Genomic DNA, 25,192 nt, shown 5'->3' with positions numbered 1-25,192 from the left:
CTCAAAAAGGAGTTATCTGCCTGGCAAAAACAACGCAATCAAAGTCTATCAACAATTCAATGGAAATTCACAAAGCAAGATGCTGACCAAAAACTACAGAGACACTATACATGAAATTATTTATTGGAAATTATACTAGTTTCTCCGATAGAAAAATTTCATAAATACTTCCTAAAACGTCAGAAGAAAAAACACTGAAAGAATATGGACTTTCGGGGTAATAAAGTTGTTTGATAATCAGCCAAAATACAGAACTAACATTCTCTGCAATCTTATCTTTTAATCGTTGGTCAAAAAGCCCAGAATTATATCTTTTATCAGCCTGTTCAAACTTTTTTATAAGTGCTTTAAAATCGTTTGCATTGGCAAACTTTAAAAGTGTTTGATAATCTTCTAAATTTCTATCTTCGCAAACTCTTAAAAAGAGAATCTTGTTTAAATAGCTTTGAACAATATCATTTAATTGTTGCTCTTCAATTTTAGGCTCGTGTCTGAAGATTTCGGCTCCTAATAATTTTCTCCATTCATTAATTTGCGTTAGAAAAAGATTATCAATTGAATACTGATTTAATTTAGTCTCAATATCTTTCCATTCAGTTTCAAATGCACCTGAATAAACAGCTTCTTTTCCCAACAGCTTTTTAATTTCCTCAAATTTACTTTCATATTCGGTATAATGATATTTTTTTATTAATGCTTTTTGAAATGCATCATCTTTTTCAACTTTTACAGATGTATCATAGATGATGAGAAACTCAAAATTTGATAAAACTGAAATTTTGAGTTTGGCTGTAAAACCATAGCGTCTAACTTGTTTTGCTGCGTCATCATTAGATTCAATTGCAACACAAGGTTTTTTAGCTTCTAGGAAAAACTTTCTTTCAGAGAATAATCGGAATGTGTAATCGGGTTTTTTGGAATGTTCAGAAGCGTTTGCCTTTAATGCTTCTTCTAAAATCACCTCTCTTTCATTAGTCGGTTTACCTGTGTTGTTTTTTATATCCCAGCCAAGTAACTCGAAAAACGGGTCTAAAAAATCACTGCGAAGCAGGGTCTCATTATACTTGCTTGTCAGAAAGTAATCCCTGTCGATTTTATATTTTTCTGTAAGCTGTTTGATAGTCATATTTTGTTATCCAAGTTAAACAAAATTATTGTATTCTAATTCCCCCAAAAATAAATCTGTTTTCGGAGTGGAGCGAAAAAAATATCTTAATTCCGCGCCTATAAATAAAAAACAAATCTATTGTCCCCTTTAAAAAGCCTATAAAAATTCCTTATGAAATGAAAAGTATTTTTTGAATTGAGTATACCTATTTATTATGAAACAGATAAGCATAGAGAGCTTATTCAGACAGAAATCTTGATATCATGCAAACTCCTGCTCTTTTCTGAGCGTTTTTACGATTTGTGCGATCAGAAGAATTGCTTTTTCGAGATCTTTTTTTGTTGTCCCTCTTCCCATCGTAAGTCTGAGTCCGCTTCGGGCGTCTTCATGCGATAATCCGATGGCAGTAAGAACATGAGAAGGATCAATCATTCCTGAGGTACACGCGGATCCAAGTGATGCCGCGACGCCATTCAGATCAAGGCGAATGAGGAGACTTTCCCCATCAAGTTCGCCAAAAGAAAAATGGAGATTTGCCGGAGATCTTTTCTCTCCAATTTCTGGACCATTCAGTTTCACTTTTGGCATTTCCCGTTTCATGAGTTCATATCCGAATATTTGGAGTTTTTGCAGTCGATCATATTCTTTTTCTCTCATTTCTTCGGCGATTTGGAGAGACATAGCCATTCCGACAATACTGGCAACATTTTCCGTTCCGCTTCGATATTTTCGTTCCTGACCTCCGCCATGCATTTGTGAAACAATTTCTGTTCCGCGACGTACATAGAGAAGTCCGACACCCTTCGGTCCATAAAACTTATGCGCGGAAAGGCTGAGGAGATGACAGTGAAGTCTTTCCACTGAAAGAGGAAGTATTCCGGCAGCTTGGACTGCGTCCACATGAAATGGAATTCCCTGCTTTTCACAAATTTTCCCAAGTCTCGGAATAGGCTCTACTGTCCCAATTTCATTATTCACATAATGGATGGAGACGAGTGCGGTATCTTTGGTAATGTTCTTTTTGAGATCGTTTGGATCAACAAAACCGAATCTGTCGACGGAGATCGTCGACACTTTCGCGAGTCCTTCCGACGCGCAATATTCAGCTGTATTTTTTATACAGGAATGTTCGATCGGTGTAGTAATAAAGTGAGGAGTTCTGTGATGTTTTTTCCTCCACGCTTCGAGAACGCCTTTAATCGCGAGATTATTCGCTTCTGTAGCCGAAGACACAAAAACAATTTCTTCCAGGCTGCACTCGAGAATTTTTGAAATATGATGTCTGGCATCATCGATAGCTTCTCGAGACTTTTGTCCTTCTCGATAAATTCCCGAAGGATTTCCCCATTCTTCTAAAAAATATGGTTTCATTGCCTCAAATACTTTTGCATTGAGAGGAGTTGTAGCCGCGTAGTCGAGATAAATACGAGACATGAATACAGAAGGAATAAGGTGAAAACGTCAGGAAACGTCACCGTTTTTTAAGATGGTGTGTGAGGAGACCAGAAATGGTCCATGAAGAAAGAGATTTTTCAAGAGATTTTTGGGCATCTTGCCATGCTTCCTGAAGAATGCAGTGCGACATTTTTTTACAGTCACAACTTTTTTCACTTTCACCAACGCATCTCCTCAAAGAAGAATTCTCTTCAATGACCTTATAAATTTTCCATAAGTGTACTTTGTGATTTTTCGCAGGAAGTCTAAACCCACCGCTCTTTCCACGTTTTGAGACAACAATTCCAGATCGTTCAAGTTTTTGAAAAATTTTGGCAAGGAAACTTTCAGGAACTCCTGCTTTTTTTGAAAGTGCAACAAGCGCAAGTGGTTTTTCTGCTTTTGCGAGTTCCACGAGTCCTAAAACACCATATTCCACGGCTTGAGAGAAGCGAATCATGTGTTTGAAGAAAAGATGGGCATATTGTATACCAAAATTGTCTTCTTTTGCGAACTCAAGTTGCGATTTTTAAAAAAGAGATGAAAATCAGAGAATGAAACGAGTTCATATCTTCAGCTGTGGAATTCTCTTCTTCCTTCTTGGGGTGGGCATCGCTGATTTTTTGAGATCGCCACTTTTTCTTTTGGGAATTCTTATTTTTCCATGCATTCTCATCTTTCGTTATATTTCTTTTCGGGTTCTCATATTTTGGATAATTTTTTTCCTCTTGGGAGGAATTCGAATTTTTATCGCTCTTCCGAACATTTCCAGAGAAGATGTCGCATTTTTTGCATCTCCAAAAGAGACTGCGCGTTCAGTCGAAATACAAGGAATTATTTCCGAGTATCCCGATGAGAGAGGAGAAAAAACGAAAATAATATTGCATGTTACGTCTCTATTTTTGCGAGACACAAAAGAAATGAGACTCGTTTCTGGGAATATTCTTGTGAGTATCTCCAAGTATCCTCCGGTCTTCTATGGCGATATGCTTCATATTTCTGGAAAATTACAAATTCCTCCAGAATGGGAAGATTTTTCGTATGCCAGATTTTTAGAAAAAAACGGTATATATTCCTATATGCCATGGGGAACATTTGAAATACGAAGCAGAGGAAACGGCTCGATTTTTTTCCGTACACTTTTTGAGCTGAGAAGATATCTCGAGAATCTTTTGAAAGAGAGAATCCCAGAGCCAGAAGCCAGTTTTTCTATAGGGATTCTTCTTGGTGGTGAACAGGGTTTCCCTGAAGAGCTCGTCGAAGAATTTCGGAAAACCGGACTTTCCCATGTTCTCGCGCTTTCTGGATTTAACATCACCATTCTCATTTTGTTTGTATTTTGGATATTTCGATTTCTCCCAAAAAAGATAAACCTTTTTCTCACACTGCTCTTTATTTCAAGTTTTGTTCTGCTCACCGGGGCTTCTTCGTCCGTCGTACGCGCTGCAATTATGGGAGGAATTTCACTTTTGGTGCTCCATTTTGGATTTGTAAAAAAAGCATTTTCCATTCTCCTCTGGAGTATATTTTGTATGGTGCTCTGGAATCCATTTCTCCTTCTTTCTGATATTTCTTTTCAGCTTTCTGTTGCGGCAGTTTTGGGGCTTATTGCTTTTAGCCCTCTCTGGAAAGATATTTTTCAAAAACTCCCGGGAACGTTTGGACTCAGAGAATCGCTGGAAACAACATTGGCGGCGCAAATTATCGCAACCCCACTCATCGCATTTTATTTTCACCGTATTTCTCTCATCTCGCCCATTGCGAATCTTCTCATTGCTCCGTGTATCCCCGTGGCTATGCTTTTTTCATTTCTCGGCATTTTTCCTTTTGTTGGCAAGATTTTTGCATTCTGCGCATTCGAAACCTTACGCGTAGCTCTCGCCATAATTCATGTATGTTCTGAAGTTCCATACTCTGATATTCCGTTTTCTCTTGGAATATTTGGTCTTACTTTTTTCTATGTTTTCGTCGGACTCCTGTGGTGGAGGCATCAGAGTAGAAAAATAAAAAACTTGTTTTCATAAAGCCGTTTTTATGATATAATTTCATGAAAACAAACAAAAAAATGCTCTACCTCAAAACACTTTTCGAGGCACAAAAAAAACTCAGATCGTCTGATCTGCATCTTTACGAAGGACATCCTCCATATCTTCGAGGATCCGACGGAGGGCTGTATGCGGTAGAAAAATATAGTCCGCTGAAGCATGAGGATATGGAAAATATCATGAAAGAGATTCTCTCTCAGAGGCAAATAGAAGTCTTCTTGCAAAAAAAAGATTTTGAATTTTCCTCTTGGCTTGAAGATGTCGGACGATTTCGAGTGAATTTTTACGTCGAATACCACGGAATGTCGATTGTGTTTCGACTTCTCAGCGATAATATTGAGTCTATTCCCGAACTCGGTCTACCGGAGGCGGTTCAAAATCTTGCGTATGAACATTCAGGTCTCGTGCTCATTACCGGTCCAAATGGGAGTGGAAAATCCACAACAATGGCAGCACTTTTACACCATATTAATGAAACCAGAAATGTAAATATCATCACGATTGAAAATCCGATCGAGGTCATTCATCAGCCAAAAAAATCAGTAATTTCTCAGCGAGAAGTCGGAACACATGTAGAAAGTCTGAAAGATGCAGCGAGGTACCTCTTTCGGCAAGATGTCAACGTTGTGGCACTTGGCGAACTCAGTGATTATGAATCGATTTCCATCGCCCTTGATTTGGCAGAAACCGGACATCTGGTTTTTGCGACGCTCCATTCCGATGATGTTGCCTCTACCATTTCTCGGGTGATCAATGTTTTTCCTCCGGATTTGCAGAATATGGCAAGAATGAAACTCGCGATTTCTCTTCGTGGAATTGTGTCTCAGAAACTTATTCCGAAACAAGATTTCTCGGGGAGAGTTGTTGCCGTAGAAATCTGTCTTCGCTCGGATGAAATTGAAACGCTTATTTTGGAAAGGAGAGAAGAAAAAATTTCTAAGGCAATGGAGCGTGAACGTGGTCTCGGAATGCAGACTTTCCACGAACATCTCTTTGATCTTTTTCAAAATGGAGTTATTTCCAGAGAACAAGCAATCCTTAATGCTCCTGACCCTGAAGAATTTATGAATATGGTTCAAGAGCAAAAATCGCCTGCGTAAAGTCCTTCATCTTGCATTTTTATTTCTTTTTTCGTAGTCTTTCCTTATGAAAATTCTAATCCCACTTCACATGAAAAAAATATTTACGTTTACACTTGCTTTCATGCTTCTCGGGCTGATGGCTCTTCCTGCGTACGCTGCAACTAAAGATGATGACCAAGATAGATATTATACTTGTCCCGATCCGAGTGATACAACAACATGTGAGTCACCTATTCTCGGAATGAAGGGATGGGAGAAAGAAGTGTGTGATACTGTCGACGTTGATGATCCGAGCGTTGTTGCTCCAGGACTTGGGAAAATAAAGGGAAACAAGATTCACCCAGGTGCGATAGAACCGCCGAATAGCCAAGTGGATTACAACTGCGATGGTCAAATCACTGGTCTTCCTGGAGCAGGAGGAAGAAAAGATTTGTTTAGCATTATTGGAGATGTGATTACACTTATTGGTCAGATTGCGGTATTTGTTTCTGCAGGTGCGCTCATCTATGGCGGCATTATGTTTGCTTCTGCTTCAGGAGAAGAGATGAAAATTCAGAAGGCGAAAAAAACAATTATTGGCGCAGTCATCGGACTTATCGTTGGGCTCCTTGCCTGGAATATCGTCGATTATGTGGTGAATTGGGTTGGGTAGAAGACAATTACGAATTATCGAATTACGAATTACGAATGACAAACGTCGTAATTCGTCTTTCGTGATTCGTAATTTCATCAGGTATACTTTTTGAGCAATTATTCCTCTCCATGATTCCTGCTCTGCAAAACATTCTCGATGAACTTTCAGCGATGCCAGATTCTACGGAAAAATTAAAATTTCTGCTGTCGCTTGCGGATGATCTTCCTGAATTTCCGGAAAATGAAAAAACTTCAAAAAATAAAATTCATGGATGTGCTTCAAATGCCTATCTCGTAGCAGAATATCGAAATGGGAAAATGTATTTTCGAGGAGATTCAGATGCGCAAATTCCCAAAGGAATTCTCGCACTGTTTCTTTTTGGATGTGAAGGCTTAGCGCCACAAGAAATTCTCGAACTTTCTCCAGAGATGTTTGAAAAAACTGGACTTAAGAATATTCTCTCACCTTCTCGTGTGAACGGAGCATATGCGATTTTTGCGAGGATGAAAGAGGAGGCGGGGAAATGCAAAATGCAGAATTGTTGATGTAGAGACGCGATTAATCGCGTCTCTACGGGAATTACGTTCACCAAAAAAACCAATGGCGGAATAACCAAAAATAAAAATCCCATGTTGCACAAAAATTTATCCACCATCATTCGTTGATATAAAGGTCGCACAACATTTGAATGCAAAAAAATCGCACCCAATTTTTCTTGGCAATCACGATTTCATGATCGCATTATTCGGAATGAAAACGAATTACACCGTATTTCCGAATACATTTTGGCGAATCCAGAAAACTGGGAAAATGATGTATTGCACAGGTAGAGACACCAAATTTGGGCTTCTCTACATTCAAAACATCGACATTTGATCATCATGTTCTTTTTTCCGCACACCCGAAAATTTTGTTTTTTGCGCTGCCTCAAGCTCTCCCCAGAGCGCTTCTTCCTCTTTTTCCTCAGCTGAATTTTCACCTTTTTTAAAAGCTTTGGTGAGACGATTGATGAGAGAATGGAAATTATACATCCTAAAAAATGTTTCGAGCTTATGGGGATCGATATTTTTTACATTCCCTTTTTCAATACCAAAATTCGGAAGTTCAAGATTTCGATGAAGTGTCACCATTTCTTTCGTCAGAATCGCAATATCTTTTCCCATTTGCAATTTCTCGCCAAGTTTTCCCGGAATGCGATCGGCATTCTCAAGAATTTTTTCGAGTGTTTGATATTCTGCAAGGAGTTTCGCTGCGGTTTTTGGTCCAATTCCATCAATTCCTTTTAAATTGTCGGAACTATCGCCAACCATAGCTTTGTAATCAACAACCTGTTCCGGATATACACCAAGTTTTCCATAAATTCCATTTCGATCGAGATGGAGCGCGGGTTTTCCGCCATTTTGCGGGAGAAACACTTCCACATTATCCGCGACTAGCTGAAAGGCATCATGGTCGCCGCTCACAATTCCAATTTCATACTCAGCATTTTTTCGATATTTTTCTGAAATCGTCGCAAGAAAATCATCGCCCTCATATCCTGCTTCAGAAAATAAGGGAATTTGAAACGCGTCAAAAATATCAAAAATTTTCGAAAGTTGCCCCACAAGCGCATCTGGCATTTCCGGTCTGTGACCTTTGTATTCGGGCACGAGTTCGTGTCTTTTTGTTTTTTCTTTCTCATCTTTTGCTCCAAAAATATATTGCGGATGTTCGGTTTCAATAAGCGAGAGAAGCATTGAAGACACGCCAAAAACAGCATTAATCGCTTCTCCATTTCCATTCGTCAGGGTCTGTGGAATCGCGAAAAAAGCGCGAAAAAAGAGATGAGAGACGTCGAGGAGGAGAATTTTTTGAGGCACAGAGCGAGGAGCAAGTGAAAAGTAAATTTGTCGAAAATTTTGAATTTTAAATTTTAAAATAAATCATAATTTTTTAATGTTTAAACATTAAATATTAGAATTTATTTTTATATTTTACCTTTTACATTTAAAATTTTATCGTATTTCTTCCGGAGCAATATCGAGATTCTCAAAAATTTCTTGCTCGAGATCGGAAACTTTTTTTTCCAAATTCGGACTGGCTTCGTGCGCATATCTCTTCCTTCCGTCTTCAAATCGTTTCTTAAGCGAAACAATTTCATCATGGAGAACGCGCTTGTCAGCATAATACACAACTTTTTCTTCCCATGTGAATGGTTTTTCTCGAAAAATCATTCCCGTCATATGCGCTTCCACCACATCCGCTGTAGCAGAATATCCGCGAGATCTTAAAACATCTGCCATCGCACTTCCGTGATGAAATTTTTCATACTTTTGCCGAACACTTTTCCAAAGTGCTATTTTTTCATCCGTAACTTCTTCTTGAAATCGAGAGACATCATTCAAATCCTTAAAATCGACATATCGGAGGAGGTCATGACAAAGAGCTCCATTTGTTATAAGTTCGATATCAAGAGGCACACCACTCTGAAAAAGTTTATTGCCGAGAATTGTTGCGACATGAGTGACCATTTCGATATGTTTCTGAATATGCTGCGGAGTCATAAATTCCTCCATAAGACCGGGAATTTTATTTTTTGGAATATTGAGAGCATTGTGAAATGTCAGAGAAATATTTCTTTCTGATTCGGAATTCCCGTGCGCAAAATGAACAGAAATATATGTTCCTTCGAACAAATTCAAAATGCGCTCATCCAAAAGATCACTCCACTCGAGAAGGAGAATATCACCCCTTTCTCCGATTTTTTCGATTTCGCTCTCAAGGATATGAGCAGAATTTGGAGTGTCTTTGAGCCTATAGAGATCGCCATGAATGCAGATCCTATTTTCCGTCTTATACTCCTCAAGATACGTGAATGTCGGGCTTTTTATGTCCTCTTTTGGAATACCGAGAGCATCAAAAAATCCTCGGGAAAATGTTGTTTTCCCTGTTCCGAGTTCTCCAGAAAGAAGCACAATTTTCCCCCACTCTGGAGCGATATGAACGCGCAGACCGAGCTCTCTTCCAGCCTTTTCTGTTGCGACCGCATTTGAGGAAAGAAAGGAATTCATTTGCAAAAAATTATCATCCCTGCTATAATATCACGAAGACATATTATTTTCCACTGATACAAACATACAAAAAAAATGAGAAAAAAGAAAAAAGAAAATTCACGGCTTCGTGCTCGTTCAAAAAGCGAAAAATCTTCTGTGCTGAGGTATCCCGCTCAGCTTTTTGTGGGTATAAAAACATATCTCAGGGCAAAAGGAGTTCTTGGATCTGTTGTTTTGACGCTCGGTCTCATGATTGTGCTCTATGCCGTCGGAGAGGGGGCAATGAGTCTCAAAACGAATATTCTCGATGTGTCTCTCCGATTTGATGGAACAGTAATGCCGATTCAACAAGTTCCGAACTGGGCGCTTACAGGTGGAGAGAACACGAAACCCTATTCTGCATATTCTCCTTGGGAACTTCAGCCGCTCATGGATTATGATATTGCTGAGCTTCAAAGTTTAAACACAGATGCGAATACCGCAAATGCAAAAATAACATATTCTACTGTGTATTTGGGAAGTTATACATCAGAACATACAGAGAATGTCGGATCGCATTTAGGCGTTGATATTCGTGCTCCCGAAGGGACTCCCGTTTTTGCGGTTGCAAACGGAATTGTTGATAGAGCCAACGCGGAAGATAAAGGTGGGTTCGGAAAATACATCATTTTAGAAGTCCCAAATGCGCCCGTGAATGGTGATATAGAAACGATTTATATTGCATACGCACACCTTTCTCAGGTAATAGTGCAATCTGGTGAAATTATTCAAAAAGGTCAAAAAATTGGTGAAGTAGGGAAAACCGGGACAGCATCAACAAATCATCTCCATTTTCAAATAGATCGTGCAATTGCTCCTTTCAGAATTTACTGGCCATTCACTGCTACAGAAGCAAGCTCTGCCGGATTCTCTTTCTTTGACGCCGTCAATAATGGTCTTGGAAGAGAAAAGGCGGGAAAATATACGACTCATCCCATGAAATGGGTACAGCAAAATAGGCAGGGAGGAGCAATATCACCAGTTCCTTCCGGAACTTCAGGGACACCGCTCCCTTCATTCCCTGGAACAGAAAGAAAAATTCATGATTTTGATATTCGCGTTTTGTCTGAGCTCGTGAGAGCAGGGGAGAGTATTCCCATTGAAATAAAAGCCATAGATACGAATGGAAACGTATTTGAATCGTTCACAGATGAATTTTCTCTCAAAACATCTGATCTCGATGTTGAGGTTTCAAGTATTCATTTTGAGAATGGAATTGCACGGCTCAGTCTTACGCCCAAAAATTCAGGAAGGCTTGAGCTGAAAGCTCGTTCTGGCGTGGTGGAAGAGACAGTAGGAATTACCGTTCAAAACGCAGGAGAAGAACCTCTCTCTTCCAAGCCTCAAGAAACGAATCCTGAAACACCAGAAGTAAAACTTCCACACTTTGATCATTTTCAGATTACACCAGAAAAAAATGAATTAGAAATTGGAGAGAAAGTTCATATTACAATTACAGCAATAGATTCCGATGGAAATGTTCAGAAAAGCTATACTCCAGACAATTCCATTATTGTCACTGCCACGAATGGAACCGTAAGTCCTCAGGCGCTTTTCGCACAAAATTTTTCTGAAGGAACAGCAGAAATTGTCTACACTGCAGAGACAGTAGGGGAAGGGAAGGTAAGTATTGGAAACGAGACTCCTCTCCTATTTTCCATCATCGCTGGCTTTGCGGAAGTCACATATTTTGGCATTGATATCGATGGGAAGTATGTTCTCGGCGTACCACAAGAGGCTACTATCACGACTCTGGACGCGAACAAAAAATTGAGTGTTCGCTCCTTTGTGGGAACAGCAAGGCTCACTCTTTCAAATGGCGAGGGGATCGTGAAACCAAATGAGCTCACTTCAGTTGACTTTAAAAATGGTGTTGCAAAGGTGAGTGTTCTCATCACCAGTGGAAATTCCGCACGCATAAAAGTCCAAGCAGGAGCTATTCTTGGTGAATCTTCTCGAATCACTCAGGACACAAGCAGAATTTTTGCTGATGTAGAACAGGGAAGTGAATATGCCGAAGAAATTGCATATCTTAAAAAATTGAATATTGCGTCTGGATATCCCGACGGAACATTTCATCCAGAGAAAACACTGGTGAGAGCAGAAGTCGTAAAGCTCCTCATTGAAGGGCTGCACATTAATCTCAAAAACGGGCAAAGTCCATTTTTGGATGTGCATTCAACAGATTGGTTTCTCACGTATGTCGTTACTGCAGCGGAAGACAAGATTGTGAGCGGATATCCAGATCAAACCTTCAAACCGGCAAATACGATTACTCAAGCGGAATTTTTCAAAGTTCTTCTCGAGGCAGCTGGAGTGGAGCTTCCTGTAGTTCGAAGAAAACCATTTGAAGATGTTCTTCGAGATCAGTGGTTTGCTCCATATGCAATGTACGCGAAAGACCATAATCTTCTTGATTTTGGAGAGAAATTCGAACCAAAAAAAGAAATTACGAGAGGAGAAGTAGCGAGAGCGATATATCGATTAATTGGAAATTAGATCTCTCATTTTTTAAAAGGGGCAACAGAATCGAAGAGTATTGCGCTTATGTTTCGTATCTCCATATCACGTTGAGGTGGATTTTTCTGAAAAAACTTACTTAACGCATCTTCGAATTCCCTCACAGTCTTCGCAGAGCGAAGTTCCGCGAGATTATTAGCGTCTAAAGTCATGTTTATTTGAGTACCATCTGTCCACTTCAAAATAAGCAATGAACGCGTGAGGTCAAAGAATACATTGAATCGAATACCATTTTCGCAAGTGATAACAGCAAATTTGTTTCTCTCCGTACAGATATCCGGCAGAGATTCTTGCATATTATTTGTGGTGAAAACATGGACTTATTTGAACATATATTCATCATTATTTCAACATATTGATCGCATCTTCCACCGTTTTTTTACTTCCCACAAGTATAGAAGTTCTTTCGTGCAAATCTTGAATGGGAAGATCAAGAATATCTTCTCCAGTTTCAGTTTTCGCGAGTCCTCCGGCTTGTTCCATGAGAAATGCAAATGGAGCGCATTCGTAGAGAAGTCTGAGTTTTCCTTTTGGATATTTTTCAGAAGACGGATATGCAAAAATCCCATTTCCTTTGCAAAAAATAGTATTAATGTCGGGAACCATTCCGCCCGAATATCTCAAAGTAAACTTTTCATCTGACCATTTTGTGACGAGTTTTTGATAGCTTGGACGATCCGTAACAGCCCTCAAATTTCCCGGAGCAAAAATTTTCGCCGTTTCCTCAACTCGTATTCCTTCAGAAAAACTCTGAAATTCTCCTAAATCATTGAGCATAAAAGAAGCAAGACCTTTTCCGATTGAAATAGACAGTGTTGTGCGAGGACCATAGAGCATGTATCCCGCTGCGACCATTTGTCGTCCGGTCATTCCAATAAATCCATTTCCTGGAAAAATTCCAAAAATACTTCCCACGGCTAAATTACTCGCAACAAGTGAAGATCCATCCAGAGGATCAAATGCAACCGAATATTCTCCCAAATTATCCATGAGAACAACTGCATCCTCCTGCTCTTCTGAGCTAATTTGTGCGACGAGATTACTTTCCGCAAGATGTTTACAAAAAATATTATCCGAAAGAATATCAAGCTTAAGCTGCTCTTCTCCCTGCACATTCACTGTTCCAGAAATTCCCAAATGTTCATGCCGAATGGCATGCTGAACATATTTTGCGGCTCGGGCAATATAAGAAATGAGCTGAATCAAGTTTGGTTCACATTGTACTTCGCGGAGATAGGTTTCGAGGAAGAAGGGGATGGTCATGGGAAAATTTAAAATGAGAATTTATTTTTCCATTTTCCATTCTACATTTTTCATTGATTTTCGCCACTTTTTAAACGTTGCCAATTTCTCCAAAAAATCCTTCAATCGATTCGCGTATCCCCACTCATTATCATACCAGGAAAGGAATTGGAGATATTTTCCTCCGACGACTTTTGTCGTAAGAGCGTCAATAATTGCAGAATGTGGATTTGTTTTAAAATCAATGGAAACAAGAGGTTCTTCACAAACTTCGAGCACATTTTTCATCTTTCCCGCAGCGGCCTTTCTGAAGAGATTATTCACTTCTTCTGCTGTGGTATCTTTTTTGAGCACCGCACAAACATCTGAAATAGAAGAAGTTGCGAGAGGAATTCGAAAAGCAATCCCATCAATTCTTCCTTGAAGAGATGGAATAACTTTTGCTGTTGCCTGCATTGCACCTGATGTTGTAGGAATAATATTTTGAACGGCGCTTCTTGCTCTTCTCAAATCTTTTCCCATGTTATCGAGAAGGTTTTGGGAATTCGTAAATGAATGAATAGAACTCACAAAAACGTTTTCAATACCATACGTTTCCTCAATCAGCTTCAGAGGAGGAGCAATCGAATTCGTCGTGCATGAAGCGTTGCTCATAATCGTCAGATCCGCAGTGATGTCTTCATCATTCACTCCAAACACAAATGTGGGAGTGTCATCTTTCATGGGGGCAGAAACTAAAACTTTTTTTGCCCCAGCATCCAGAAATTTTTGAGCTTCTTCCTTTGTTCGAGCTCGTCCTGTAGCGGATACGACAACATCGATATCGAGTTCTTTCCATGGAACCTCTCTGGCGTCCGAAAAAGCAAGAAGCAAAATAGTTTCTCCATTTACAATGAGAGAATTTTCGGTATAGGAAATTTCAGCATCCAGTTTTCCGTGGAGAGAATCGTACTTGAGAAGATGCGCCCTCATAGGCGCTTCAAGACGTTGATTGTTGATAGCAACGAGTTGTACTTTGGTGTTCCCGATGAGAATTCTGTGAAGATTCCTTCCAATCCGTCCATAGCCATTAAGTGCGACACGAAGCACGCTCATTTCTTCGACCATGCTACGAGCATTGGCGTGGCAATGAAAATAGACGAATATGTTCCCACGATAATTCCCAAAACAAGCGCCAGAATGAAAAAGTGAATTCCTTCAATTTGAGAGAAAAAGAGCGTTAAAAGCACGATGAGCGTAGAGCCAGAAGTATTTATTGATCTTGCCATTGTTTGCCACACAGCCTTTTCAGCCGTTTCTTCAAGATTCTTCAGAGAAGTTCCTTTGAGATTTTCCCGAAGACGGTCGAAAACCACAATGGTATCGTGCACCGAGAATCCCATGACCGTGAGAAGTGCCGTAATAAAAAGAGTATCTACTTCCACTCCATAGTATTTTCCGAGGAGCGCGAATGCTCCGATAACGATAAAAACGTCATGGATAAGTGCCACAACAGCAGAAACGCCAAATTTCCAAGAAGAAAGCCCTTCAGGAACTCGCCTGAACGCTAGTGCGATAAACATAATAATTGCGAGCATCGTAATTCCTACTGCGAGAAAACCACGTTCGGTTTGTACTTTTCCTTGCGTCGGTCCTACCGTCTCAATACGCACAGCATCATCCTCAAGAGTTTTTCCTTTCTCCTTGAGTTTCACTTTGAGTTGTTCAATTTCTTGATTCGAGAGGTCTCGAGACCTCACAATTATCGCCTTATCTCCCGATTCTACAACAACTTCCCCCTTCTCATTTCCAAGAGCTTCTCGAAAAATCTCATCAAATTCTGTTTTGGTAATAGTTTCGCTGAACGGCAAGTACATCTTACTTCCTCCAGAAAAATCAATTCCGAGATGGAGTCCAAATCCAGGGGCGAAGACAAAATAAAGACCTACGGCCAGCGTAACGCCCGAAATAAGAAACCAAAATTTTGTAGCTGGGATGATAGGAAAGCGCATGGGATTTTTTAAAAGCTCAGAAATCCTAAATAAAATAAGAGGAAAAGGCAAGAAGAGTACAAAATACAAAGCACAAAGTACAAAACGTTTTTCTTTTTTGTACTTTGTGTTTATTTTACGACAAATCCCACAATTTTCTCTTCATCAAGAGTCGCCCGTCCTCGGGCGACCTTTTTGTGTGATAATCATCAAATAAAAAATTCTTCGGCAATCCCTAAAATTCCTGAGAATTACATATTAAGACATTGCATAAATCACATGATTTTTATACCATTCCAACAAGATTTTTTTGCTCTCCATGAAAATATATTCTTCTTTGTTTCACAAGATACTCATTGTCCTTGTAGGGTTTAGTTTTCTTCTTTTCTTCATACCAAATGTTATTTCTGCGGAGCAATTGTTCTCGGATGTGAAGATATCTACCCTTCATAAAAATGCATTAAAGACGAAAAAATCAAGTGGAGAGTTTCTCATTTATTTCCAATCATCAGAAATGGCATCAGGTGGTCATGAATCAATAAAAATTCTTTGGAGAATGTACATGGGAAATCTTGATTTTGATGGATATGCACTCTACCTTCAAGAAAAAGGCGTAAATTTACCTCTTGACAGCTCTTCGACTCTGCAATTCTTCCCCAGATCTGAGGAATTTGGCTATCCATGTAATTACGAAGTCTGTTCTTTTAAGGTAGATAAAAAAAATGAGAATGGAAAGCTTGTCCCATTAAAACCGGATGTTGTTTATGAAATAAAGGTTTGGCTTTATAAAGGAGAAGAATTCTTTCCTTTTTCAGAAGAAGATCGAAATTCAAGTGTCTTTTTTCAGTACACATACGTGCCTGAATTTGATTCTCGTACGATGAAAGATGATGGGCCGCCTTCTTATTCAAATGTCCAGATTAAATATTACGGAGAAGCAAAAGTTTCTTACAATGACAATTTTCTCGGAGGCATATATGAGGCGGATTTGTCTTCAGGATTTCTTCCAAATTTTGAAGCTTCTTGGGATATGTATAAGGGAGGAAAAGATTTTCAGGGATATGCAGTTTATGTTGGAGAAAAAGAACTTCCTGAACACATTTCTCTCGACACAGTACAAATTGTTTCGTATCTTCAAGAGGATACTTATCGCCCGGAGTATACCGTTGTTTGTAATAGAAAAGAAAAAAGATGTAACCTTATTGGTTTAGCACCATATTCAACTTTAGTAGCGTATTCAGGAGGTGAAAATAAGCAGCTGAAGTTGCATACGCCGTACAGCGTAAAAGTTTGGCTTTATAAAAATGCTGGTCCAAGGTTCGTTGAATTCTTTCCATTTTCAGAAGAAGATCGAGAATCAAATACAGTTTTTGAACTGAGGGATACAAGCGGGGTGTATAAAAATTTGCCCAATGGACCACAACCGCCTTCCACTATTATTGCACCTTTTCCTGAAACCTATAATCCAACTCAACTTCCTCCTGGAGCAAATTCGCCAGGTACGAATCCTCATGAAGAAAGTTTTCCACCTACAATTCCGTATGATCCAAAACCTTATGATCCAATTCCTTCTTGTACGCCTCCTGCAGAAAATGGTACCAATGAAAGTCTTCTTACAAAAGGCGAAGCAATTCCCATTCTTAAAAGTCGATTTCTCGCAAGATATGGTGAAAGTTATATTTGTACTCCTGATGTGCCAAATCAGCTCTGTTTTCAAAATTCTTCGCAGGGTGGGAAAGATCGAGAGCCAGATACTTCAGAGAGCTTCTGGGAGGCTTCTCAACACATTTATAATTATTACTATTATTTTTACATTACAAATCCCGATGCCTCAGAAGAAAATGTCTCTATAGATAATGCACTTCGCTATGTCACCGCTTTATTCAAGCTTCCCCTTGTATACTCTAAGGAAGATCAGCGAATAGAGAAATATCATTTTCATGCGGCTTTATTAGAAGATTGGCTACAGTCTGCGAGAATAAATTCTTTGCTTTTTTATTCACCGTCACTTTTTGAACAGGCGATGAAAGAAGAAGTGCCATTTGATATGGAAAGTTGTATTTCTCAAGCTCAATTCTTGAGTTGGATCGATTTTCTCAAGGAAGGAGAAAAGTCAGGATTTCACAGAAGTGAATCTTGCAAAGAAAGTACTTTTTACGAGATTGTTGCAGGAAGGTGTAAAGCATTTACGGGAGACGGATGTAGAGAGCCTTTCACAAACCCTGAAGCTCTTGGATATGAGCAGTGTAGAAGAAAAGAAGAAGAAGAATATCTCCCAGAAAAAGTTCTTAAGCAAGGATTTCAATGTGATAAAGAAATGGTAGTGTGGGAATTAACAAATACATTACAATGTAAAGAAGCCCATGACGGAAGAAAGATACCTGTTTGTTTTCAATATGCCCTTTATGCCACACCAACAGCAAATCTCTTTCCATCTGAAGAAAAATGTATTGAATTCCGTAACCAAAAAATACGCCCTATCCCTCTTGGAAATTATAAAGATCCAGTATTAAAAAGCTTTGATATGTTTACAAAACCTTTTCCAGATATAAATATTCAGACTCAGGAGGGGAAAGCCGTTGCTGAGCTTTACAGGCGAAATGTAATTAAGGGAATAAACGGCAAATTTCATGGCGATGTGTATGTGAATCGTGCTCAGGCGATAAAGATGCTTCTCATAACGAGATATGGGCTCATAAAAAAAATCTCAAATACTACCCAGTTTCCTGATATAAAAAATGATGAATGGTATGTGAGATACATTGTTATGGGGCTCGAAAAAGGGATAATTAAAGGATATGATGATGGTTATTTCAGGCCAGAGAATCTCATAAACACAGCAGAATTTCTCAAAATGTTCACAACAGCTTTTTCTCTCCAAGGAGAAGAAAATCTTCCATATTCTTATACGGATGTGCAAGAAACAGATTGGTTTGCTAAGTACGCAGGAATTGCGCAGAAATATGAAATGTTTCCTTATCAAAAAACAGAGCTTTTTCCTCATCAAAATTTATCAAGGCAGGACATCGCTACTGCAATTTATCAATATCTTGCGCATATAAATAATTGGCAAGAGGAGAATTTTGATGTTCGCTCAACGGGCGACTTGTGAAGAAGTACAAACTACAAAGCACAAAGTACAAAACTGTTTTTTTGTACTTTGTATTTTATGCTTTGTAGTTACTTCACCACAAATCCCACAATTTTCTCCGGAACAAATATTTCTTTTACAATTTTTCCCTCTTCTAAATATTTCTTCACTTTCTCTAAGGTTTTTGCCTGAGCAATAACTTCTTCTTGAGACGCTGTCTTTTCTATGGTAAAGTCTCCACGAAGTTTTCCGTTCACCTGAACTACGTATGTCACGCTTTCTTCCACAAGATATTTCTCATCATACTTTGGCCATGGTTCATATGTGAGTGATTCTTTGTGACCGAGGACTTCTCCCCAGAGTTCTTCCGCAAGATGCGGAGCGAATGGAGCAAGGATAAGTACAAATTTTTCTAATATTTCCCGAGAAACGCTCTCAGATTTTGTAAGCTCATTCGTAAGGATCATCATTTGAGAAAGCGCTGTGTTGAATCGAAATTCTTGAATATGCTCTGTTACAATTTTAATGGTCTTATGCAAAAGCGATTGCAAATTTTTATCCGTAATTCGTAATTCGTCGTCACCCCGAGCGGAGCCGAGCGGCGTAATTGACTTCTGGAACACGCGATATGTTCGATCCAGAAATTTCCGTACTCCTTCCACTGCGCCCATTGACCACGGTTTTTTCTGGTGAAATGGTCCCATAAACATTTCATAACATCTCAAAGTATCAGCTCCAAATGCGTTCACAACTTCATCAGGATTAATCACATTTCCAATCGATTTCGACATTTTTTGTCCATCTTCGCCAAGAATCATACCCTGATGGCGAAGCTTCTGAAATGGCTCATCATAGTCAATATATCCATATTTATGAAGCACTTTTGTGAAAAATCTGGCGTAGAGAAGATGAAGAACAGTGTGTTCTGCGCCACCAACATAAAGATCAATTGGTCCCCATTTTTTCATCATTTCTTTCGACGCAAATTCTTTTGTATTGTTCGGATCCATAAATCGAAACATATACCATGAAGAACAAACGAAAGTATCCATTGTATCGGATTCTCTTCTGACGATAGTTCTCTCGTTCGATAAATCTCCAGATTTTTTCAGTTTTTTTTCAATTCTTTCTAATTCTTTTTTGTCATGAAATGATGTTGATTTCGCGAGTGGCGATTCTCCTTTTGGCATAAAATCGACATCGGTCGGAAGTTTTACGGGAAGTTCATCTTCGGGCAAAAGATAATGATTGCCAGCGTCATCATACACAATTGGAATTGGCGCGCCCCAATATCTTTGGCGAGAAACGAGCCAGTCGCGGAGATTATAAAAGACAACACGTTTTCCCATTCCTTCTTTTTCCATGGAATCCATCATTGCTTTTTTCGCTTCTTTTTGTGCATCCATTCCATTCAAAAATTCAGAATTCATCATAATTCCTTCATGATCTACTTGTTCGAGTTTTGTAACTGGAGAAATATCACCATCGGAAGTTTTCATCACGCGAATAATTTCGAGATCAAAATTTTTCGCAAACTCGAAATCGCGCTCATCATGTCCCGGAACTCCGACGACCATTCCCGTTCCATAATGTGCTAATACGAAATCCGCAACATAAATGGGCATTTTCTTTTTATTGAGTGGATTGAATGCATACGATCCCGTAAATGCTCCAGTTTTTTCAGTTGTTTCAGTTCTCTGAAGCTCAGTCATTTTGAAAGTTCTTTCGAGATATTTCTCCACTTCTTTTTTGTGTTCTGGAGTTGTTATTTTTGAAACAATCGGATGCTCTGGAGCGACAACAATAAATGTTGCTCCGAAATTTGTTTCTGGATATTTCGTGAATGTTGCAATTTTTTCTGATGAATCGATCACGTCATAAAAAATATTGATTCCCTCTTGCCTTCCAATCCAATTCATCTGTGCAATTTTTGTCGAATTTGGCCAATCAATTTTTTCGAGTCCAGAAAGAAGTCCTGAGGTCTTTTGATCATCTTCAATAAAATCCGTAATGCGAAAGAACCACTGTTCGAGTTTTTTTTGAATCACATCATTTTTACATCGCTCACATTTCCCATTCACCACTTGTTCATTTGCGAGAACGGTTTGGCAACTCTCGCACCAATTCACTGGCGCATCTTTTCGATACGCGAGATTATTTTTGTACAAAAATGCAAAAAACCATTGTGTCCACTTATAATATTCTGGAACACAAGTATTTACTTCTCGATCCCAGTCATACGTAAATCCGAGGTCTTGAATTTGCCTGCGAAACGTTTCGATATTCGCCGAAGTTGTTTTTTCCGGATGCACTTTTGTCTTAATCGCGTAATTTTCTGCTGGAAGTCCAAACGCGTCCCAGCCCATCGGATGGAGCACATTTTTTCCATTCATTCGAAGGTATCGCGACATGATGTCTGTCGCAGTATATCCAAGCGGATGCCCGACATGAAGCCCCGCGGATGATGGATACGGAAACATATCGAGCACGTAATATTTTTCTTTTTTCGAATCATCTGGCGCTCGAAAAGTTTTATTTTTCAGCCAATATTTTTGCCATTTTTTTTCAATGGTTTTGTGATCAAATGATTTTGGATCGATGTCAGCCATAACGTGAAAGAAAGATCAGAAAGATTGTAACAAAGAATGTGATTGTCAGAAATGTTTTCCGTAGGGGCCGCCCCGCAGTGCGGGGTTCAGCCCCTACTTTTTATCTATATTAATTACCAAACTGTACAATAATCATCGGTATTGCCACGAGTTTCACGCATTCTTCTCATACCTCTTCTCACTTCATCGTTATACGCAGCTACTGTCTCGTCGAATCTTGCTTTAGCTTCCATTTTTGCTCGAGATTCATCTGATGTTTCGCTTTTTGAGTAATCCCAACCGTAGATTTTGTTTGGATCTCGATCTTCTTCTTGAGTGTCAGTTTTTGTGACTATCTGAGGTTTTGAATCTCTTTCCTGAGATCGAAACATCATTCCTCCTCTCATTTTATTTATCGTTTCCATAAAAATTAGAAAAAAGAATAAAAATAAAAAATTAAAATTCACTTCATATTTCACCCGAAGGTGTTCACTGTGCCGCTCTATTCTAAAAGGTTTTGGAATCATAAATAAAAATTACACGCACAAAAAAATCCGCGTTCCTCAAGCGCGGATGTGAGAAGACGAAATTAAATTTTACAAAAATCTTCTACCCGCGCTGAATGCGAAGGAGAAGAAGGAGACTGATATTTCGAGCTGAGAAAATCATTTGCAAAATAATTAATACTGAGCAATTTATATTCCATTTTTCAAGACTTGTCAACAGCGATGGCTCTTTTTCAAAACCAGTGCGTAAGGAGAAGATTCAGAAGAGCATTTTTCATCTGAGCTCCGTCATCCCGACTCGCGAAACTCAGCGTCAGGAAGGCTTCAAGGGAAAGTGAATGTTTACCAACTGGAGGGATCTCTCATCACCAATTTTGGACACTGAATTTAGTTTTCATTTCTCGTGGCAAGAAATGCCTCCAGAGAGACATCCTCAGTTTTTTCTCAATATTTTCTGATGTTTCATGTCTGGAGTCGACCACAAAGTCGTCGTGTTGGGGCATGACGGAACAGAGGGAATTGTCAAGAAAACCTGATTTGCGGAACTCATAATTTTCGCAGTTCTTGTAAAATTAGATATGATGTGTGCGATGAATATCTCACTCCATGACTTTTCAGGCCTTCTTCTCGATTTTGATGGAACTCTCGCAAATACGGAGCCGATCCATGCACTCGCACTGAAAATTTTTTTTCATGGCAAGGGATATGAATTTGGAGAAAAGGAACCAGGGAAAGCAACGAATCTTATTTTTCGAGAATGGGGAATGAAACAGCAAAATGAAAAACTCGCAGAAAGTTTTTTTGAGGAATATTGTCTGTTTCTCCCTGAATTTTTCCAAAAAAATTATGATGTCATTTCATGGCAAAATGATACCTTTGATTTTCTCAAACGTACGGAAGATGTCGCCAAAGTCCTTGTTACGGGATCATATGAAAACTGGCTCCGAGCGCTTGATCCAAAGCTTCATATTTTTGAAAATTTTTCTCTTTTTGTCACCAGAGAAGATGTTCTTCCAGATCATGAAAAACCAGATCCTCTCGCATATATTCTTGGAGCCGAAAAATTAAAACTTCTCCCGTCAAAATGCCTCGCTCTCGAGGATTCGTATTCGGGGATTCTTTCCGCAAAAAGAGCTGGGTGCACTGTTGTTGCCGTAAAAAGAGACTCGACAAAAGGCTTTGAATTTGCTGACATGGTAGTGAATTCTCTTACCGAAATTCTCTAATGTGCTCCTCATTGAAAAAAATGGCTCTTATATCGATGTTTATCGGACTTTCGATTCTCTTTTTTGTGGGAGATCAGATATCGAAAATGCTGGCGGAGACATATCTTTCTTCTCAAGACATTCCAATTCTGCAAGATCTTTTCCGTTTTCATCTGAGTTATAACAGCAACCTTGCGCTTTCTCTTCCGTTTCCTCTCTGGGCACAGATCAGTCTTTCTCTCGCCCTTCTCATCGGAATGGGAATATATTTTTTTTGGCTCCATCCTGTGAGAACTTTTCCAGAAATTCTCGCAGTTTCGCTCATTCTTGGCGGCGCGCTCGGGAATTTGATGGATCGTATTTTGCAGGGGAAAGTAGTGGATTTTATCGCGGTGTGGAAATTCCCAGTTTTTAATCTTGCTGATACATGGATTTTTCTGGGAGTAAGTTTTTTTCTTTTGCGCGAAATATTCTGGAAAAAATAGGTTTTGTATTCCTTTTTCTTCAGTTTTTTGTCATTATGCATACATAATTTTGCCAGTTATAGTATATGTCGCAAATTCCTTCCCTCACAACACTTCTTCTGAGAATTTTTTCGGGAATTGCAGGAGGACTCATCGGAGTGATTTCGGCGCTCCTCATTGTTTTTACAGCTTCATTTGTTGAAACCGGAGGAGAAGACATTCCATCATCACTGACCATCTCTTTCTCGAATGTTGTCGTGCTCTCAATGGTTTTTGTGGGCACATTAGTTTCGAATCTTTCCGTAGGACTTTTCCTCGGATTTTTTGAGAAAACAAAATACAAATCTCTCCGCAGAATTTCTTTGCAAATTTTTATCTTCACATTGGTGCTATTTCTTCTTTTTCTTCCGGCATATCTTATAGCAGTTGAAAGCCAACTCAGCGTTGCAAGTGTGCACTTCTTCGTTTCCGCTCTCGTCGCAAGTTTACTTTGTGAAATTATGAGTGGCTCCAGAAATAGTCTCACAGGACTCCTTGGTGTTCTTATTTCCGGGGCACTTATCTTTGGAATCTTTTTCCTCATCGTTCAAATGTCGCTCAAAAACTCCATTCTTCTTATCTTTGCGCTTCCCATCGCATGGATATTTATTATTTTGGGAGTATATTTCGCAGAAGTTCTCCGAGGTTTTCTTTTTAAAATTTATGGATGGGATCCATTTTTACAGGTATCTTTTCCTGACGAACTCGAAAAATGATACGGGAAAAATTTTATATTGAAGGCGGTATCCCTCTTTCGGGAACAGTTCGAGTTTCAGGCTCGAAAAACGCAGCACTTCCCATACTTGCTGCGAGCATTTTAGTCGGAGGAAATAGCAGAATTTCTGATGTTCCGGAAATAGATGACACGATTTCGATGATGGAAATTTTAGAAATTCTAGGAGTAAAAATCACTCGTGATAAAAATTCGATAACATTTAATACAGAATCAATTCAATTTCCGAAACAGGGAAAAGATTTTTCTGCACATATAAAAAAAATGCGCGCAAGTATTCTTCTTTTGGCACCACTTTTAATACGATTTGGGTCCGTACGGATACCATTTCCCGGCGGATGTGTTCTCGGAAAAAGACCTGCAAAAAGCCATTTTATGGCATTTGAGGCATTTGGAGCGAAGGTTGAGGAAGATGGCGATATGATCGTCCTTTCCTCTCCCAAAAAACTTTCGCCAGCAACAGTCGTTCTTCCAGAAATTTCTGTAACAGCGACAGAAAATGCCGTTATGGTCGCATCTGCCATCGAAGGAAAATCAGAAATTCGAATGGCAGCAGCTGAACCGCATGTGCAAAATCTCTGTGAATTTCTCGTTTCTGCTGGTGCGAAAATAGAAGGTATTGGAACTCATACGCTTCACGTATGGGGAACAAAACATCTGAAAAACGGGAAAATTTCTATTGCCTCTGATTATCTTGAAGCCGGAACTTTTCTCCTTGCGGGAGCCGTCACAAACGGAGAAATAACGGTGCAAAATGTGGAAGAGCACGACCTTGATTCTTTTTTTCAAAAATTACGAGAAGTGGGAGTGAATTTCGAACTTTTTCCAGATCGAAAAGAGGTGCGAATACATAGGGCAAAGAAAGAATTCCATCCGGTCAAAATTCAAACCGGTGTTTTTCCTGCATTTCCAACAGATCTCCATCCGCAATTTGCTGTTCTCCTCACAAAATGCCAGGGAACTTCTCATATTTTTGAAACCCTTTTTGAACGAAAATTTGCCTATCTCCTCGAGCTTGAAAAAATGGGCGCAGATGTCGAAATTATGAATCCGCATCAATTTCTCATCCATGGAGGAAAACGTCTTCAGGGAACTTCCGTTGCGAGCCAGGATATCCGCGCCGGCGCAGCCATGCTTCTTGCCGCCCTTGCGGCAGAAGGAGAAACAGAAATTTCTAATATTCACTATATTCATCGAGGATATCAGAACATTGAAGGAAAGCTCAAATCTCTTGGCGCGAAAATTGAGAGGAAAACAGAGAAATTTTAGATTTTAAATTCTGAATTTTAGATTCACTTACGAATGCCTTAAATCCTTTCTTACCTAGAGTCTAAGAATTAACAGTGATAAGAGATAGGAGGTTTGGTTTTTGGAAAGTGAGGAGAAACTCTGAGACGGCTTCGATGAGTTTTTTGAAGGAAGTGAAGCAGTGATTGTGAGTTACTTCAAATCGTAACCAT

At 39.3% G+C, this 25,192-nt stretch carries 20 protein-coding genes and 1 pseudogene; 10 read left to right on the top strand and 11 right to left on the bottom strand.

Annotation, left to right across the window (positions count from 1 at the left end; translation table 11 throughout):
- Positions 1–136 precede the first annotated feature (136 nt).
- The 3 genes and pseudogenes from HZA38_00220 to HZA38_00210 all read right to left on the bottom strand — a co-directional run bounded on the left by HZA38_00220 (position 137) and on the right by HZA38_00210 (position 3,002).
- Positions 137–1,126 (bottom strand): annotated as a pseudogene (locus HZA38_00220) (adenine methyltransferase).
- A gap of 243 nt (positions 1,127–1,369) precedes the next feature.
- Positions 1,370–2,542 (bottom strand): cysteine desulfurase, encoded by a 1,173-nt coding sequence (locus HZA38_00215; GenBank protein ID MBI5413927.1) that lies wholly within the window; start codon positions 2,540–2,542, stop codon positions 1,370–1,372.
- Positions 2,543–2,579: 37 nt separating this feature from the next.
- Entirely contained in the window at positions 2,580–3,002 is a 423-nt protein-coding gene (locus HZA38_00210; GenBank protein MBI5413926.1) for an Rrf2 family transcriptional regulator, read from the bottom strand.
- Positions 3,003–3,096: 94 nt separating this feature from the next.
- On the opposite strand from HZA38_00210, the gene HZA38_00205 reads away from it, so the two are divergent.
- The 4 genes from HZA38_00205 to HZA38_00190 all read left to right on the top strand — a co-directional run bounded on the left by HZA38_00205 (position 3,097) and on the right by HZA38_00190 (position 6,848).
- Positions 3,097–4,566: a ComEC family competence protein gene (locus tag HZA38_00205; protein MBI5413925.1), complete on the top strand. Its 1,470-nt coding sequence runs from the start codon at positions 3,097–3,099 to the stop codon at positions 4,564–4,566.
- Positions 4,567–4,589: 23 nt separating this feature from the next.
- Entirely contained in the window at positions 4,590–5,687 is a 1,098-nt protein-coding gene (locus tag HZA38_00200; protein MBI5413924.1) for a PilT/PilU family type 4a pilus ATPase, read from the top strand.
- Between the two features lie 46 nt (positions 5,688–5,733).
- Complete coding sequence (locus HZA38_00195) at positions 5,734–6,321, top strand: putative metal-binding motif-containing protein (protein ID MBI5413923.1); 588 nt, start codon at positions 5,734–5,736, stop codon at positions 6,319–6,321.
- Positions 6,322–6,431: 110 nt separating this feature from the next.
- Positions 6,432–6,848, top strand: coding sequence for a SufE family protein (locus HZA38_00190; GenBank protein ID MBI5413922.1), 417 nt, complete (start codon positions 6,432–6,434; stop codon positions 6,846–6,848).
- A gap of 312 nt (positions 6,849–7,160) precedes the next feature.
- Here the strand turns inward: HZA38_00190 and HZA38_00185 are convergent, their stop codons facing one another.
- Together HZA38_00185 and tsaE are read right to left on the bottom strand one after the other, a co-directional pair.
- Positions 7,161–8,162 (bottom strand): hypothetical protein, encoded by a 1,002-nt coding sequence (locus HZA38_00185; protein ID MBI5413921.1) that lies wholly within the window; start codon positions 8,160–8,162, stop codon positions 7,161–7,163.
- A gap of 135 nt (positions 8,163–8,297) precedes the next feature.
- Entirely contained in the window at positions 8,298–9,353 is a 1,056-nt protein-coding gene (tsaE, locus tag HZA38_00180) for a tRNA (adenosine(37)-N6)-threonylcarbamoyltransferase complex ATPase subunit type 1 TsaE (protein ID MBI5413920.1), read from the bottom strand.
- A gap of 138 nt (positions 9,354–9,491) precedes the next feature.
- Here tsaE and HZA38_00175 point away from each other — a divergent pair, with 138 nt between their 5' ends.
- Positions 9,492–11,873 carry an S-layer homology domain-containing protein gene (locus tag HZA38_00175; GenBank protein MBI5413919.1) on the top strand — a complete coding sequence of 794 codons (2,382 nt, stop codon included), beginning with the start codon at positions 9,492–9,494 and terminating at the stop codon, positions 11,871–11,873.
- Between the two features lie 5 nt (positions 11,874–11,878).
- Here HZA38_00175 and HZA38_00170 read toward each other — a convergent pair whose 3' ends face one another.
- From HZA38_00170 to secF, 4 genes are read right to left on the bottom strand one after another with little or no spacing between them, the layout of a single operon-like run.
- Positions 11,879–12,190 carry a hypothetical protein gene (locus HZA38_00170; protein MBI5413918.1) on the bottom strand — a complete coding sequence of 104 codons (312 nt, stop codon included), beginning with the start codon at positions 12,188–12,190 and terminating at the stop codon, positions 11,879–11,881.
- Between the two features lie 46 nt (positions 12,191–12,236).
- Positions 12,237–13,157, bottom strand: a complete 921-nt coding sequence (locus tag HZA38_00165; GenBank protein MBI5413917.1) for a fructose-1,6-bisphosphatase — start codon at positions 13,155–13,157, stop codon at positions 12,237–12,239.
- A 21-nt stretch (positions 13,158–13,178) separates the two neighbouring features.
- Complete coding sequence (locus HZA38_00160; GenBank protein ID MBI5413916.1) at positions 13,179–14,231, bottom strand: aldehyde dehydrogenase; 1,053 nt, start codon at positions 14,229–14,231, stop codon at positions 13,179–13,181.
- Complete coding sequence (secF, locus tag HZA38_00155) at positions 14,228–15,127, bottom strand: protein translocase subunit SecF (protein ID MBI5413915.1); 900 nt, start codon at positions 15,125–15,127, stop codon at positions 14,228–14,230. The genes HZA38_00160 and secF overlap by 4 nt, the downstream gene beginning before the upstream one ends.
- A 298-nt stretch (positions 15,128–15,425) precedes the next feature.
- Here secF and HZA38_00150 point away from each other — a divergent pair, with 298 nt between their 5' ends.
- Complete coding sequence (locus HZA38_00150; protein ID MBI5413914.1) at positions 15,426–18,218, top strand: S-layer homology domain-containing protein; 2,793 nt, start codon at positions 15,426–15,428, stop codon at positions 18,216–18,218.
- 68 nt (positions 18,219–18,286) lie between these two features.
- On the opposite strand, the gene HZA38_00145 is transcribed toward HZA38_00150, so the two are convergent.
- Both HZA38_00145 and HZA38_00140 read right to left on the bottom strand, forming a co-directional pair.
- Positions 18,287–20,806 carry a leucine--tRNA ligase gene (locus HZA38_00145; GenBank protein ID MBI5413913.1) on the bottom strand — a complete coding sequence of 840 codons (2,520 nt, stop codon included), beginning with the start codon at positions 20,804–20,806 and terminating at the stop codon, positions 18,287–18,289.
- A 113-nt stretch (positions 20,807–20,919) separates the two neighbouring features.
- Entirely contained in the window at positions 20,920–21,210 is a 291-nt protein-coding gene (locus tag HZA38_00140; GenBank protein MBI5413912.1) for a hypothetical protein, read from the bottom strand.
- Positions 21,211–21,881: 671 nt separating this feature from the next.
- On the opposite strand from HZA38_00140, the gene HZA38_00135 reads away from it, so the two are divergent.
- The 4 genes from HZA38_00135 to murA all read left to right on the top strand — a co-directional run bounded on the left by HZA38_00135 (position 21,882) and on the right by murA (position 25,001).
- Positions 21,882–22,517 carry an HAD family phosphatase gene (locus HZA38_00135; GenBank protein ID MBI5413911.1) on the top strand — a complete coding sequence of 212 codons (636 nt, stop codon included), beginning with the start codon at positions 21,882–21,884 and terminating at the stop codon, positions 22,515–22,517.
- 20 nt (positions 22,518–22,537) lie between these two features.
- Entirely contained in the window at positions 22,538–22,981 is a 444-nt protein-coding gene (locus tag HZA38_00130; GenBank protein ID MBI5413910.1) for a signal peptidase II, read from the top strand.
- Between the two features lie 65 nt (positions 22,982–23,046).
- The gene (locus HZA38_00125; GenBank protein MBI5413909.1) at positions 23,047–23,715 is read left to right on the top strand and encodes a hypothetical protein; all 669 of its coding nucleotides are present in this window, start codon (positions 23,047–23,049) and stop codon (positions 23,713–23,715) included.
- Positions 23,712–25,001: a UDP-N-acetylglucosamine 1-carboxyvinyltransferase gene (murA, locus tag HZA38_00120; protein ID MBI5413908.1), complete on the top strand. Its 1,290-nt coding sequence runs from the start codon at positions 23,712–23,714 to the stop codon at positions 24,999–25,001. Before HZA38_00125 ends, murA begins: the two co-directional genes overlap by 4 nt.
- Positions 25,002–25,192: the final 191 nt, after the last annotated feature.

Source organism: Candidatus Peregrinibacteria bacterium, assembly GCA_016220175.1.
In the GTDB taxonomy this organism is placed as follows: Bacteria; Patescibacteriota; Gracilibacteria; order CAIRYL01; family CAIRYL01; genus JACRHZ01.
The sequence above is the reverse complement of the archived record's forward strand: the minus strand, read 5'-3'. Positions and strand labels throughout refer to the sequence as shown.

What these genes read in the sequence shown, in the direction of transcription:
- HZA38_00195 (MBI5413923.1), top strand. Translation starts at nt 5,734, where the DNA reads ATGAAAATTCTAATCCCACTTCACATGAAAAAAATATTTACGTTTACA.
- murA (MBI5413908.1), top strand. Translation starts at nt 23,712, where the DNA reads ATGATACGGGAAAAATTTTATATTGAAGGCGGTATCCCTCTTTCGGGA.
- HZA38_00145 (MBI5413913.1), bottom strand. Translation starts at nt 20,806, where the DNA reads ATGGCTGACATCGATCCAAAATCATTTGATCACAAAACCATTGAAAAA.
- HZA38_00140 (MBI5413912.1), bottom strand. Translation starts at nt 21,210, where the DNA reads ATGGAAACGATAAATAAAATGAGAGGAGGAATGATGTTTCGATCTCAG.
- HZA38_00125 (MBI5413909.1), top strand. Translation starts at nt 23,047, where the DNA reads ATGTCGCAAATTCCTTCCCTCACAACACTTCTTCTGAGAATTTTTTCG.
- HZA38_00210 (MBI5413926.1), bottom strand. Translation starts at nt 3,002, where the DNA reads ATGATTCGCTTCTCTCAAGCCGTGGAATATGGTGTTTTAGGACTCGTG.
- HZA38_00165 (MBI5413917.1), bottom strand. Translation starts at nt 13,157, where the DNA reads ATGACCATCCCCTTCTTCCTCGAAACCTATCTCCGCGAAGTACAATGT.
- HZA38_00160 (MBI5413916.1), bottom strand. Translation starts at nt 14,231, where the DNA reads ATGAGCGTGCTTCGTGTCGCACTTAATGGCTATGGACGGATTGGAAGG.
- HZA38_00190 (MBI5413922.1), top strand. Translation starts at nt 6,432, where the DNA reads ATGATTCCTGCTCTGCAAAACATTCTCGATGAACTTTCAGCGATGCCA.
- secF (MBI5413915.1), bottom strand. Translation starts at nt 15,127, where the DNA reads ATGCGCTTTCCTATCATCCCAGCTACAAAATTTTGGTTTCTTATTTCG.
- HZA38_00135 (MBI5413911.1), top strand. Translation starts at nt 21,882, where the DNA reads ATGAATATCTCACTCCATGACTTTTCAGGCCTTCTTCTCGATTTTGAT.
- HZA38_00170 (MBI5413918.1), bottom strand. Translation starts at nt 12,190, where the DNA reads ATGCAAGAATCTCTGCCGGATATCTGTACGGAGAGAAACAAATTTGCT.
- HZA38_00200 (MBI5413924.1), top strand. Translation starts at nt 4,590, where the DNA reads ATGAAAACAAACAAAAAAATGCTCTACCTCAAAACACTTTTCGAGGCA.
- HZA38_00150 (MBI5413914.1), top strand. Translation starts at nt 15,426, where the DNA reads ATGAAAATATATTCTTCTTTGTTTCACAAGATACTCATTGTCCTTGTA.
- tsaE (MBI5413920.1), bottom strand. Translation starts at nt 9,353, where the DNA reads ATGAATTCCTTTCTTTCCTCAAATGCGGTCGCAACAGAAAAGGCTGGA.
- HZA38_00130 (MBI5413910.1), top strand. Translation starts at nt 22,538, where the DNA reads ATGGCTCTTATATCGATGTTTATCGGACTTTCGATTCTCTTTTTTGTG.
- HZA38_00205 (MBI5413925.1), top strand. Translation starts at nt 3,097, where the DNA reads ATGAAACGAGTTCATATCTTCAGCTGTGGAATTCTCTTCTTCCTTCTT.
- HZA38_00215 (MBI5413927.1), bottom strand. Translation starts at nt 2,542, where the DNA reads ATGTCTCGTATTTATCTCGACTACGCGGCTACAACTCCTCTCAATGCA.